The following is a 12449-nucleotide window of genomic DNA, read 5'->3' on the forward strand; positions in this document are numbered from 1 at the left end:
GATATAGAGGCGTCGGCGGGGTTCCGCAATCGGTCAGACGGTCTGTCTTGATCGGGGGAGGCGAGTCGGGCATGCTCGGAACATAGATAGAACATTTAGCGGGAGTGAAAGTATGAAAATGATGGATGTCGCAAACGAACTGGTCGCCGGATGTCGTGAAAACCGCGAGTTGGCAAATCTGGACAAGCTTTATGCCAAGGATGCGGTGTCGGTGGAAGCCATGGACATGGGCAACGGGCGCGAAATTACCGGAGTTGAGGGCATCAAGGGCAAGCACGCGTGGTTTGACAGCATGTATGAAATCTTGAGCGGCGAGGTATCGGACCCGTTCCCCCATGGCGACGACCGCTTCGCGGTGATCTTCGAGATGAACGCCAAGAGCAAGGAGACCGGCGAGACGGAAGTGATGAAGGAGGTCGCGGTCTACCACGTCGCGGACGGGAAGATCGTGCGAGAGGAGTTCTTCTACGCGGGCGAGTAACCTAAAGCCGCCCCGTTTGCTTCAGCAAATTAGCCGCGTCCTTGCTTTCCAGCGGGACGCGGCTGAATTTGGGCTCTGCTGACGGCAGGTCGGGGAAAAGTTGCAGCACTTCGGTCGCGATGTCGTCAGGCAGACCTTTGAGGATATGGTGTGACATATGCAGGCTTTCGGTTGGCACACCTTCTGCATAAAGAATCTGATGCTGGTCGAAGACCAGTTGCGTATACTCGACGAAGCCGCCCTTACGGATGAAAATCGTATCGTCATTGACCAGATCAATCGCGGAAATCAGCACATCGCGGGAGCCGACCATGACCTCGGCCCGCCAATCGGACACCAGCATGCGGTGTTGTTGGCTGACGGTGATGTTTTCGGCATTGCCCATGGCACCTTGGGAAATGACCACCGGCGCGAACTCCCCTGCGCCTTGAACCGTGCGGGTGCCGATCCAGCGAATCTCCTGCATTCCGTTGTCGCGGGTCAATACGCGGTCGCCAATACTCAATTTCTCGACGGGGCGTTGCGAGCCGTCCGACATGGTGATGCGGGTGCCGCGTCCAAAGCTCATGCCAGTCAGGTCCGCCAACGGGATTTCGCGCGGCGAGTCTTCGGCTGCGATCAGGGTGTACTCCACACCGGGTTCGATCGGGCCGAGAGGGTAGATGTAGTTGCGGGTGTTCGTGGCGTCGCAGGAGATGATGAGCGCGTCCACCGACGCGCCGATTTGGGTCATGAAGGTGAGGTGTGCTGCGATACGGGTCTGGGTGCCAGGGACTTCGATCTGGCTGCCGCTCGAAACGGAAAACACCGGGTGCGCGCCAGAGACTGCGGGTTCCGAAAGGTCTATTGAGTAGGGCCGGGCGCTGCGTTTGAGACCGTATGCGTCGCCTAGGCAGACGTCGTTCATGTCTGATATCGGATCACCATGATTCACGCCGTTGACCACACGAAACTCTGCGGCCGGATAGACCAGAAACGCATGGTTGGCGATGAAGTCGTTTGGTAGATGGTGTTGCATTTAATATCTAACTCACAACATATTTTTAGAAAGCGGCCTGTTGAGGCCGCAATGACAACCAGCACCCATGCAACACCATCTAGGTACTCTCGGCTTGAGGTAAGGAATACCTTACCTTAGTTGTCGCGCCAGAGGCAACGGTTTAAGATGAAAACCGTAGCAATCACCTCAAAAAGTGATCACATCTGTGACAACTCGGCCTCCAGAGAGATTGGTGAACGGAACGCTGCCTCAAGACTTCCCCGCAGATCGGGCCAAATGGCTTTCTTCTTTTGCGAGGGAATTGATGCTACCCAGAGTTCGAGACAATATTTGACTTCTTTGAAAGGGCTTAACATGGATTTGGGGATCAAGGGAAAGCGGGCGTTGGTGTGCGCGTCCAGCAAGGGGCTGGGGCTCGGCTGCGCCGAGGCGTTGGCAGAGGCCGGTGTGAATTTGGTGATGAATGCCCGCACTGATGGTCCGTTGCAGGCGGCGGCTCAGGACATCCGTGACCGCTTCGGGGTGGAGGTCGTTGCGGTGGCGGCCGACATCACCTCGGAGGACGGCCGTGCGAAGGTGCTCGAAGCCGCAGGCGACGTCGATATTCTGGTCAACAACGCGGGCGGCCCGCCCCCCGGCATGTGGACCGACTGGGAGCGTGACGACTTCATTGCCGCGCTGGATGCCAACATGCTGACGCCGATCGCCCTGATCAAAGCGCTGGTCCCTGCCATGATGGACCGCGGCTGGGGCCGCGTGGTCAACATCACCTCGCAATCCGTCAAGGCACCTATAGCCGTGCTGGGGCTGTCCAACTCTGCGCGCGCAGGGCTGACCGGCTACGTCGCCGGCACCTCGCGGCAGGTCGCGCCGTCGGGTGTGACGATGAACAACCTTCTGCCGGGTATTCATGCCACTGACCGCGCGGTGTCGCTGGACGCAGGTGTGAGCAAGCAGCAAGGGATATCGCCTGAAGAGGCCCGCGCCGCCCGCGAGGCGACCATCCCGGCCCGCCGCTACGGCACCAGGCAGGAGTTCGGTGCGACCTGCGCCTTTCTGTGTTCGCAACATGCGGGCTTCATCGTTGGGCAAAACATCCTTCTGGATGGCGGCGGCGTGAATTCCACCCTTTAAGGCCTTGGCGCATGATCGGATCGCTGGCTGCGCGCGCAGGGTTGCCGACCTGCGGCGCGCCTGATACCACCGCCGTCAAGATTTTCCGATTGTTTTGATCGGGTAAGAGGCGGCGCAGGACGTGACACCAAGGCTGGAGCTGAAAAACATCTGCAAGGAATTTGCAGGCAGACAGGTTGTCTCCGACCTGTCGCTCAGCGTTGCGCCGGGGCAAGTAACCTGCCTTCTGGGGCCGTCGGGATGCGGCAAGTCCACCACCTTACGCATCATCGCCGGGGTCGAGCATCAAACCAGCGGCGAGATTTGGGTGGACGGCAAACTGATCAGCGGGGACGACGTCCGCGTGCCGCCGGAAGGCCGCTCCATTGGGTTGATGTTTCAGGACTTCGCGCTGTTTCCGCATCTTAGCGTGGCGCAGAACGTGGCATTCGGGCTGACGGGCAGCAAAGCAGACAACACTCCACGCGTCGGCGAGTTGCTGGAGCGCGTGGGCTTGAGCGGCTTCGATGACAAGTATCCGCACGAGTTATCCGGCGGCGAGCAACAGCGCGTGGCGCTTGCCCGTGCACTGGCTCCTCGACCGAAGATCATGCTGATGGACGAGCCGTTTTCGGGCCTTGATGACCGGCTGCGCGATGGAATTCGCGACCAGACGCTGTCGGTTCTGAAGGAGGCCGGCACCGCTGTGTTGTTGGTGACCCACGAGCCGCATGAAGCCATGCGTATGGCCGACGAAATCGCGCTGATGCGCGGCGGGCGAATTGTGCAGCAAGGCAATCCGTATAACCTTTACAACGCGCCGGTGGACAAAGAAGCCGCTGCTTTTTTTAGCGATATCAACGTGATACGCGGGCAATCCAACGGTGCCCTGACGGACACCCCGTTCGGCCAGTTCCTGACGCCGGGCCATGCGGATGGCGGGGCGGTCGAAATTGTGATCCGTCCGCAGCACCTGAAGATCGACTTCGACCGCAGCGGCCACGGCCCCAACCCCACGCCGCAAGACGGCACACCGGCCCGCGCCGTCGTCACCCGTGCGCGGTTCATGGGGCGGGAGAGCCTTGTGGAGTTTCGTATGGAGTCTGACGGCTCATACTTGAAGGCCACCGTGCCTGCGGTGTTCCTGCCGAACGAAGGAACGACACTGTGGCTGACGATGCGCCGCGACAGGTGTTTCGTGTTTCCCGCCTGAGTTCAGGCGCTCACCATCAAGCGGGTAAGCCCGTGAAAGTGGTAGGCCGGTGCATATTCCGGCGGCGCGGCCAGCGCGAGGTTCGGGCATCGTTCAAACAATGCCTTCAGCGCAATTGACAGCTCCAGCCGCGCCAGCGGTGCGCCGACGCAGAAATGCAGGCCAGCGCCAAAGCTCGTATGGGCGGGCATAGCGCGGGTAGGGTCGAAGCGATTTGCGTCCGGATACACGTCAGGGTCATGGTTCGCCGCCCCCAAAAGCAGCCCGACCTCGTCACCTTTGGCAAACTCGTGGCCGAAGGCTTCGACATTCTCCATCGCGTAGCGCGTGAACATGTGTAATGGCGGGTCGTAGCGCAGCACCTCCTCGGCGAAGGCATCGGGGTCATCGGGGCGCAACCCAGTTTCCAGCGCAGCTTTGACACCGTTCCCAAGCGCGTGAACGGTGGCCTCGTGACCGGCGTTCAACAGCAGGATACAGGTCGTTATCAGCTCATCCGTGCTCAGACGCTCGCCGTCTTCTTCTGCGGCAATGAGGTGTGTGATCAGGTCGTCGCGCGGCTCCTGCCGCCGCGCGGTGACATAGCCGGTCAGGTAAGCCGAGAAGTCCTGCGCCGCCTGTGACGCCGCGTCTTCATCCGCCCGTGTCCGGCCCGCCATATACATCCGCACCATCGCGTTCGACCAGCGGAGCAGGTCGGGGGCCTTGGCCTCAGGCACGCCAAGAAGGCGGGCGATGATGATGACCGGCAGATGCTGGGCAAAGTGCTCCAGCAAATCAAACGGGCTTTCGGGAAAAGCGTCGATCAATTCGTGGCTGAGTGCTTCGATTTCGGGAGCCAGTTCCTTGATCCGCCGCGAAGTGAAGGCGCGTAAAACCAGACCGCGCAAGCGGGTATGTCGTGGCGGCTCCAGTTCCAGCATGGAATGGGCCTCGACCGCGTAGAAAGGTTTTTGGTGATCGGGAATGGTCGGAGGATACGGGTTTTCGCGCCCGAACCGGCGGTCCCGCAGCAGGGCCGACACCACCGCATGGGATGCGGCAACCGGCATATTGTAGTCTTCCCACCACACCAGCGGCCCAAACGGGCGGATACGGTCATAGAACGGGTACGGGTTCTGGTTCAGTGCCGGATCGGTCGGCGCTTGGGTAACGCGTTGCATCTAGATCGCGTCTTCCAACGCTTTGATGATGCCAGAGAAGTCGTCCGCCTTCAGTGACGCCCCGCCGACCAACGCGCCGTCCACGTTCGACACGGCGAATATCTCGGCCGCGTTCGACGGCTTCACCGAGCCGCCATAGAGCAGGCGGATGGAGAGGCCCACGCCCTCGCCATAGCGGATTTCCAGTTTGGATCGGATGTAGTCATGCACCTCGCCGATCTGGCCCATCGTCGGGACTTTTCCGGTGCCGATGGCCCAGATGGGCTCATAGGCGATTATCGTGTTCTCGCCGGTCAGCACATCGGGCAGGGAGCCGGCAAGCTGGCCCGCGATAATGTCGAGCGTGTTTGCCGCCTCGCGCTCTTCCAGCGTCTCGCCGATGCAGATCACCACCTTCAAGCCAGCGGCCAGTGCGGTGCGGGCCTTGGACCGCACGTCGTCGTCGCTCTCGCCGTGGTCTTCGCGGCGCTCCGAATGGCCGAGTATCACATGCGACGCGCCTGCGTCTTTCAGCATGGCGGCGGAAATATCGCCGGTATGCGCACCGCTTTCCTGCGCGTGGCAGTCCTGACCGGCCACCGCGAGCGGATGGTCGGAGGCCGTCACCACCATCGAGGAAATCAACGTTGCTGGTGGGGCAATCAGCAAATCGACTTTCGGGTCGGGATGGGCCGCGCACAGCGCCTCTACCTCGGACAGTTGGGCTGACAGCCCGTTCATTTTCCAGTTTCCGGCGGCGAGTTTGCGGCGCATGGGCGAGTGTCCTTCAAAGGTGCTCCAAGGCCCGCGCGGCAAGGGCGCTGGCCTCGGACGGGTCGTCAAGGAACCGGTCGGGCAGCGACCAGTAGGGCATACCTGTCACTTTGCCGTCCTTGCGCGTGTAGGTCCAGCGCGTTCCGCCAAGGGCTTCGATTTCTGCTATGAATCCGCCTTGGGCTTTGAGGTAAATCTGGCCGTCAGAATGCAGCAACGCAAAGATCGTGCCTTCGGAATAAAGACACAGGCCACCCATCATCTTGCGGGTCGATATGGCGGGAAGGGATGCGAACAGCTCGCGGGCGAAGGCGATATCCGCCTCGCCGACGCTCATTCCTTGGCGAAGAGGCTTTCGTCGAACTTGATCGACTCGCCGCACCCGCACGCTTCGGAGACGTTGGGGTTGATGAACTTGAAGCCACTTTCCAGCAGACTGGTCTCGTAGTCGATCTGCGTGCCGAACAGGAACATTTGCGCCATGGGGGCGATCACGACGCGGGCGCCGTTATGTTCGACCATCTCGTCGTGTTCGGCGACTTCGTCCACGTATTCCATGGTGTATTCCATGCCCGCGCAGCCACCCTTCTTGACGCCGATCTTCAGCGCCTTGTGGCCATCACGGGCCATCAGTTTGGAAATCTGCGCGGCAGCCTTGTCGGTAATCGTGACCGCCTGTTTGCCGGGAATGGAAAACATCACATGAACCCCAGTTCCAAACGGGCCTCGTCAGACATCATCTCCATGCCCCAGGGCGGCTCCCAAGTAAGATCCACATCGACCTGTTTGACACCGTCAAGCGGCTCCACCGCTTCGGCTAGCCAGCCGGGCATTTCACCGGCGACAGGACAACCCGGCGCGGTCAGCGTCATGATGATCGAGACCTCGTTCTGGTCGTTGATGTCAATCGTGTAGACCAGTCCAAGATCGTAGATATTGACCGGGATTTCAGGGTCATAGACAGAACGGCACGCCTCGACGACGTTCTCGTATAGCGGGTGGTCCGTTGAAGACGGCTTGATGAGCGGCGCGCCTTCCAGATGTTCAGTGGGCTGGTTCATGTTTTGCATCCAAACGGGGATTGTTGAGTAAAGATATAAGGATTAGTCCCGCCATCGTCCAGTGCTGCACCCGAACCAATTTGTCACCCCTGCGTGAGTGGGGACGCGACAGCGTCAAGCGCGCGGAAAGAATTCACGCATCTTGGCGTCGAAAAACGCGCGGGTAAGTGTCGCGCGGTTGCCTGCGTAGCCATCATAGTAGCTTTTGCCTGACGAGGTCGGCAATCCTGCCCAGATCCGTGCGAGCCGGTTCATGAAGCGCTTGCGCGACATGCGGCCAGCTTCGAACTGGGCCAGCCCCGCATCTGCGAGCAGTAAGTCCGCCAGACGATCCTGCACCTGAGGCGAGAACCGGGTCTTGCCGGACAATCCGGCACGCCCGATCAAAACCCGCAAGGTGGAGGGGATGAACTGATAGCGCCCAATCGCGTGAGGCTGGCCTGGCGTGCGTTTGATCCATGCGAGAATTTGACCAAGGGTCATCTGGGTTGGCCGCTTTGGCGTCTTTACCTTGGCGCCCACATGCACCGCGTCATATCCTTTTGGACCAGCCTCCGCCAAGGCAATCAGCGATTTCAGCCTTGCCACCGGAGAGTTGCCGCCGACCTGTGACAGCTCGATGGTGCGAATCCGCGGACGCCCCGACCGCGCGCGCTCGATCGGGTCGCCGGTGATCCAGTCCTTGTTGCCGAAACTGCGCCATTTGGCCCGTTCGGTCAGCGAGTTCTCCAACTCGTACCGCGCCGATTGGGCGGATGCCGGCGCGGTCGCGGTGGACGCAAGGGCGCAAAGAAGGAAAGCCCGACGTTTCATGCCGTTTTCTTAGGCGCTTTCTTCAAAGGCTCGGGGCGGACGCGCATCTCGATCTGATCAAACAGCAGGGCCGCGATGTTCCTGCCGGAGGCCTTCTCGATCCCCTCAAGTCCCGGGGACGAGTTCACCTCAAGGATCTTCGGCCCCTCGGAGGAGCGCAGCAGATCGACGCCTGCCATGCCCAGCTTGAAGGCCTTTGCGGCGCGGGTTGCCATATCCCGCTCGGTCTTGGAAATCTTCGTCACGACGGCGGTGCCGCCCCTATGCAGGTTGGATCGGAAATCGTCCCCGTCGGAGGTGCGCTTCATCGCGGCGACAACCTTGCCGCCGATAACCAGACAGCGAATATCCTCGCCTGCGGATTCCTTGACGAAGTCCTGCACGAGAAAATTGGCTTTCAGGCCGCGAAACGCGTCGATCACCGACTCGGCAGCCTTTTTGGTTTCCGCCAGCACGACGCCCTTGCCTTGGGTGGATTCCAGCAGTTTCACGATCAACGGTGCGGTGCCGACAAGGTCCATCAGGTTCTTGGTGTCCTTGGGTGACGCCGCGAAAGCGGTGGTCGGCATGCCGATGCGGTGGCGGGCCAGAATTTGGTGCGCGTGCAGCTTGTCGCGCGATGCGGCGATACCTTCGGAGCCGTTTACGCAATGGGTGCCGAGCGTCTCGAACTGGCGCAGCACGGAGCAGCCATAGGTAGTGATCGACGCACCAATGCGCGGGATCACCGCGTCGAAACGGGGCAGGCGTTTGCCATCATAGTAGACCTCGGGGGCCTTGGCGTTGATCGCCATGTAGCAGCGGGTGGTGTCGATGACCTCGACCACGTGGCCGCGCTGCTCCCCTTCGGAGACCAGCTTGGCGGTCGAATAACTGCCCGGCTCCCGCGACAGCACCGCGATGCGCAGCGCCCGCGCCTTGGTTGCCGTGCGCAGCTTGGAGGCCGTGTAGACGTCATAGCTGAGTTCCGGCTGGCAGAACCGCTCTGACGGGGCGACGACAGTGTTTTCGCGCAAAGCCTGCCGGCCCAGCAACATGCGATACGCCATGGAACCGCGATTGGTCAGGGTCACCTCAATGGGCCAGCTTTGCCCGCCAACTGACAGATGCGTTTCAATCACGTAGCGCAGTTCCGCTTCGCCGTTGGACGAAATGACGTCGCGCCGGTCGATGATCGACGCGGAACACGGGATGATCAGGCTGTCATTGCCTGGGATCGGGTGAATCGCAAAGCGCACCTTCGGACGCGTGGCAGAGCCGAACGGTTCGATGTCGAAGGCATGTAGCGCGGAAGTCTTAGCGCCTGTGTCGACTTTCGCCTTGATGGTCGGAAGCGATAGGTCAGGCAAACTCAGCCATTCTTCCCAGCCCAGTTTCAGAATTGTATCGTCGTTCATTTGTGGCGGTCTCCCTTGCGCAGACGTCACTTTTACCCCTAAAGCGGCGGGCATGACACAGAGATTTCAGTTTGACATTCGCGCGACCGACGGTAAGGCCCGCACCGGCTTGATTTCCACTCCGCGCGGCGACATCCGCACGCCAGCCTTCATGCCGGTCGGCACCGCCGCCACCGTAAAGGCGATGATGCCCGAAAGCGTGCGCGCCACAGGGGCGGATATTTTGCTCGGCAACACCTATCATCTGATGCTGCGCCCGACTGCGGAGCGGATCGCCAATCTGGGTGGTTTGCACAAATTCATGAACTGGGACCGCCCGATTCTGACCGATAGCGGCGGGTTTCAGGTGATGAGCCTCGCAGAGTTGCGCAAGCTGACGGAAGAGGGCGTGACGTTCAAATCGCATATCGACGGCTCCAAGCACATGCTCAGCCCTGAGCGGTCGATGGAGATTCAGAAGCTGCTTGGCTCTGACATTGTGATGTGTTTCGACGAATGCCCCGCACTGCCTGCGGACCGCGACCGCATCAAGCAGAGCATGGACTTGTCCATGCGTTGGGCCGGGCGGTCGCGCGAGGCGTTCGGCGACCGACCGGGGCACGCGCTTTTCGGCATTCAACAAGGCGGGCTGGAGCAGGATTTCCGCGAAGAAAGCGCCAAGGCGCTGAGCAAGATTGGCTTTGACGGGTATGCGGTCGGCGGCCTTGCGGTGGGCGAGGGGCAGGAGGCAATGTTCGGCTGTCTCGACTATGCGCCCGACCAGTTGCCGCAGGACAAACCGCGCTATTTGATGGGCGTTGGCAAGCCCGACGACATCGTCGGCGCGGTGGAGCGGGGCATTGATATGTTCGACTGCGTGCTGCCGTCTCGGTCAGGGCGCACCGGCCAGGCGTTCACGCGGCGCGGGGTGGTCAACATCAAGAACGCGCGGCACATGGACGACCCGCGACCGCTGGACGCCGACTGCACCTGCCCGTGCTGTTCGCAGTACTCGCGGGCCTATCTGCATCATGTGTTCAAGGCGCAGGAGATCATCTCCTCGATGCTGGTGACGTGGCACAACCTTCACTACTATCAGGAGTTGATGAGCGGTCTGCGCGAGGCAATCTCCGAAGGGAATCTGTCGGGTTTCGTCAAGCAGTTCCATGCGACCCGTGCGCAGGGCGATATCGAGCCTGTGTAAAGCTCAGGTCCAGTGCTTTTTGGCGCGGGGAAGGTTTGACGTAATCATGTCTCGGAGCGTCTCAAGCTGCCATTCGTCTTGCACCGCGTGTTTGGGGAGGATCGACAGCCCCCGCCGTGGAAGCAGCAGGAAGAAGTAGTCGGGCGTCTCCGCATATTTTCTGAAAGTGGTCCATAGTAGCGTGGAATTGCCCTCGGCGGAGTCGGTGCTCACGTCTCCATGGCTGAACCGCGCTGTGATCGGGGCGCTGTATTTCACGGATTTGCGAAAACCGCGCCGCCACAGCGCGTTGCGCACCAGAGTGATTGCGACAAAGAGACCTGCCGCGCCTATCCATATCCAGCCAACGCTCATGCCCGTCAGCAACAGCCATGCCCCTACAAGGCCAGTGAGGGCGGACAAAACCAAATTGCCGCGGTCGCCGATGCCCTGATACGCCCAAAATGCGCGGGCGGCCTGCATGAACTGATCCTCGGTGAAGCTGTAGGTGAGCGTAATGGCCATGAGGCCATCTAGACCAGTTTTGCCTGCTTGCGCCAGAAGCGACCCGTATAGCTGAAATCGCGCTTGCCCTCGACCTGAGCCCGCACCGAGTTGACCACATCCCCTGTATGATCGTCGAACCACAAGAACAACGCCGTGCGCAGTCGCAAGGCCGGGTGCTCCTCGATGACCCGGACACTGCGGGTGTCGTTCTCGAGTTCGGTAATAGTGAGGTCGAAGACGCCTTCCGCGAAGGCTGCGTTTTGCGCGGTGACGTCGCCGATGAAGTAATAGCGGGCGCGATACGGCGCCTCGAAGTCCTCCAGTGGCGTGATCTTCTGCATTTCAAACAGACCTTCGCCAACAGCATATCGAACGTTGTAGCTTTCGGGGTCATCTGGGTCGGGACCCAGATACTGCAAGGTGCCGCATCTGTAACTGCCCTCATGGCCTTCGGCGGGAATGAAGGCCGCAAAGATGTCGCTTGCAGCGGCCTTGGTCCTAAATCCTGCGCGGCCGGTGTAGGAGAACCAACCGGGCAGCCCATCTAGAAGCGTACCATACATCGAAAAATTGACGGTCAGGAATATAGCCAGCCATAGAACTATGCCCATTCCGTAGGCGTCAAACAACTCGAACACGCCGGGTAGAGCTGCGCGCAGCGCGAAATTGAGTGCAGCGTTGACTGCTAGAACTTCGACGATCGTCCGCATTGACGGCAACAACATGATGAAGGCTACCATCGGCAGCAGGAAAACCGGTGCCATGATGAGCAGCGTCAAGACGACCGCCCACATGGGTGCCCCCGTGAACAGATATTCCGAGTGGCTCAGGATAAAGAACCATCCGAGCAGTAAGCCGACGAACAGCCGACGGCGTTGACGCAAGAGTGTGGCGAAGAAGGATCTCATGGCCCGCTATTCCGCAGCCATCATGGAGGATCGGCGTGGCCCGTAGGTGTCGCCGTAAAGCGCGTCCAGCTTTTCAAGCAGCTTGTCGTACTGGTAGCCAAGCGTGTCGTCGAACCAACGCTCCACAAGTCGTCCCAGGCTCAACCCGCACCGCTCTTCGACGCAGGACATGAAGCAGGCGTCGCGTTCCAGCACGGTCAGGCGTAGGGAGAAGATGCCATCCACCACGGTGCCATCTGCCTCTGTCCCCTGAAAGAAGAAGCGGCAGGCCGAGGGCTGATCGCGCTCCAGAAATGTCAGTGTGTAATCGGCTGCCCTGTCTTTGCGGCCCTTGAAGGTGACGTGAACAGTATCCGGATCTTCATCGTCTTCGCGGTAGTGTTCCATCATTCCCGTACAGTGGTCGGCCGGGTCGGCTGCGCCGGGGACGGCATGCCGCCAGACCAGACGGGCCGGGTAGGGCACGTGACCGGAATGCCGGTCGCGCCAAGTCGTCTGCTCCCCGATCTTGCGGGACCACTTGCCGTTGAGGCCTATCCAGATGCCACAAGTGAGCATGATCAGAAGTATGACGACAAAGATGCCTTTGGTGAGGCCAGCTGTGAACACATTGGACGTGAAGTAAATGAGCGCAGCGCAGATCAATGCCGAGGTCCCTGTAACCTCAAGAAGACCCCGCTTGCCCGGAATGGTAAAATAAAGCCCTACCGCCATCGCACATGATGCAACGCAAACTGCGGCGAATATGGCTGCCAGTTCCAGCGAAGAGAACTCCAGCCCGAATGCCGCCAAAGCGAAAGCAACATAAAGCCCCAAACCACCTGCAAACAGGGCGAAACGGCGGTAGTGACGTAACAAAAGCTCGATCATTCTCTCAA

Annotated in this window: 15 protein-coding genes; 4 read left to right on the plus strand and 11 right to left on the minus strand. The window is 60.4% G+C overall.

Going from position 1 to position 12449, the window contains the following annotated elements:
- Positions 1 to 112: 112 nt before the first annotated feature.
- Positions 113 to 481, plus strand: coding sequence for a nuclear transport factor 2 family protein (locus THALAR_RS02305; protein ID WP_021099857.1), 369 nt, complete (start codon positions 113 to 115; stop codon positions 479 to 481).
- A 1-nt stretch (position 482) separates the two neighbouring features.
- On the opposite strand, the gene THALAR_RS02310 is transcribed toward THALAR_RS02305, so the two are convergent.
- A complete protein-coding gene (locus tag THALAR_RS02310) occupies positions 483 to 1499 on the minus strand; it encodes a Hint domain-containing protein (protein WP_021099858.1) in 1017 nt (338 codons plus the stop codon).
- Between the two features lie 336 nt (positions 1500 to 1835).
- Here THALAR_RS02310 and THALAR_RS02315 point away from each other — a divergent pair, with 336 nt between their 5' ends.
- Complete coding sequence (locus THALAR_RS02315; RefSeq protein ID WP_021099859.1) at positions 1836 to 2615, plus strand: SDR family oxidoreductase; 780 nt, start codon at positions 1836 to 1838, stop codon at positions 2613 to 2615.
- 121 nt (positions 2616 to 2736) lie between these two features.
- The gene (locus THALAR_RS02320; protein ID WP_021099860.1) at positions 2737 to 3807 is read left to right on the plus strand and encodes an ABC transporter ATP-binding protein; all 1071 of its coding nucleotides are present in this window, start codon (positions 2737 to 2739) and stop codon (positions 3805 to 3807) included.
- A gap of 2 nt (positions 3808 to 3809) precedes the next feature.
- Here the strand turns inward: THALAR_RS02320 and THALAR_RS02325 are convergent, their stop codons facing one another.
- From THALAR_RS02325 to rimK, 7 genes are all read right to left on the minus strand, one after another.
- Positions 3810 to 4970 (minus strand): cytochrome P450, encoded by a 1161-nt coding sequence (locus THALAR_RS02325; RefSeq protein ID WP_021099861.1) that lies wholly within the window; start codon positions 4968 to 4970, stop codon positions 3810 to 3812.
- A complete protein-coding gene (gene tpiA, locus THALAR_RS02330; protein WP_021099862.1) occupies positions 4971 to 5723 on the minus strand; it encodes a triose-phosphate isomerase in 753 nt (250 codons plus the stop codon).
- Positions 5724 to 5736: 13 nt separating this feature from the next.
- Entirely contained in the window at positions 5737 to 6060 is a 324-nt protein-coding gene (locus THALAR_RS02335; RefSeq protein ID WP_021099863.1) for a TfoX/Sxy family protein, read from the minus strand.
- Complete coding sequence (locus THALAR_RS02340; RefSeq protein WP_021099864.1) at positions 6057 to 6422, minus strand: HesB/IscA family protein; 366 nt, start codon at positions 6420 to 6422, stop codon at positions 6057 to 6059. Before THALAR_RS02340 ends, THALAR_RS02335 begins: the two co-directional genes overlap by 4 nt.
- Positions 6422 to 6784, minus strand: coding sequence for an SUF system Fe-S cluster assembly protein (locus THALAR_RS02345; RefSeq protein ID WP_021099865.1), 363 nt, complete (start codon positions 6782 to 6784; stop codon positions 6422 to 6424). Before THALAR_RS02345 ends, THALAR_RS02340 begins: the two co-directional genes overlap by 1 nt.
- A 114-nt stretch (positions 6785 to 6898) precedes the next feature.
- Positions 6899 to 7597 (minus strand): lysozyme family protein, encoded by a 699-nt coding sequence (locus tag THALAR_RS02350; protein ID WP_021099866.1) that lies wholly within the window; start codon positions 7595 to 7597, stop codon positions 6899 to 6901.
- A complete protein-coding gene (rimK, locus tag THALAR_RS02355; protein WP_021099867.1) occupies positions 7594 to 8994 on the minus strand; it encodes a 30S ribosomal protein S6--L-glutamate ligase in 1401 nt (466 codons plus the stop codon). The genes THALAR_RS02350 and rimK overlap by 4 nt, the downstream gene beginning before the upstream one ends.
- A gap of 52 nt (positions 8995 to 9046) precedes the next feature.
- Here rimK and tgt point away from each other — a divergent pair, with 52 nt between their 5' ends.
- On the plus strand, positions 9047 to 10177 hold the full coding sequence (gene tgt, locus THALAR_RS02360) for a tRNA guanosine(34) transglycosylase Tgt (RefSeq protein ID WP_021099868.1): 1131 nt from the start codon (positions 9047 to 9049) through the stop codon (positions 10175 to 10177).
- 3 nt (positions 10178 to 10180) lie between these two features.
- Here the strand turns inward: tgt and THALAR_RS02365 are convergent, their stop codons facing one another.
- The 3 genes from THALAR_RS02365 to THALAR_RS02375 are packed head-to-tail and all read right to left on the minus strand — an operon-like array spanning position 10181 to position 12441.
- A complete protein-coding gene (locus THALAR_RS02365; RefSeq protein WP_021099869.1) occupies positions 10181 to 10681 on the minus strand; it encodes a YcxB family protein in 501 nt (166 codons plus the stop codon).
- A gap of 8 nt (positions 10682 to 10689) precedes the next feature.
- Positions 10690 to 11571 (minus strand): hypothetical protein, encoded by an 882-nt coding sequence (locus tag THALAR_RS02370; protein WP_021099870.1) that lies wholly within the window; start codon positions 11569 to 11571, stop codon positions 10690 to 10692.
- A gap of 6 nt (positions 11572 to 11577) precedes the next feature.
- Positions 11578 to 12441, minus strand: coding sequence for a hypothetical protein (locus THALAR_RS02375; protein ID WP_021099871.1), 864 nt, complete (start codon positions 12439 to 12441; stop codon positions 11578 to 11580).
- Between the last annotated feature and the right edge of the window lie 8 nt (positions 12442 to 12449).

It is taken from the genome of Litoreibacter arenae DSM 19593 (genome assembly GCF_000442275.2).
Taxonomy (GTDB): Bacteria; Pseudomonadota; Alphaproteobacteria; order Rhodobacterales; family Rhodobacteraceae; genus Litoreibacter; species Litoreibacter arenae.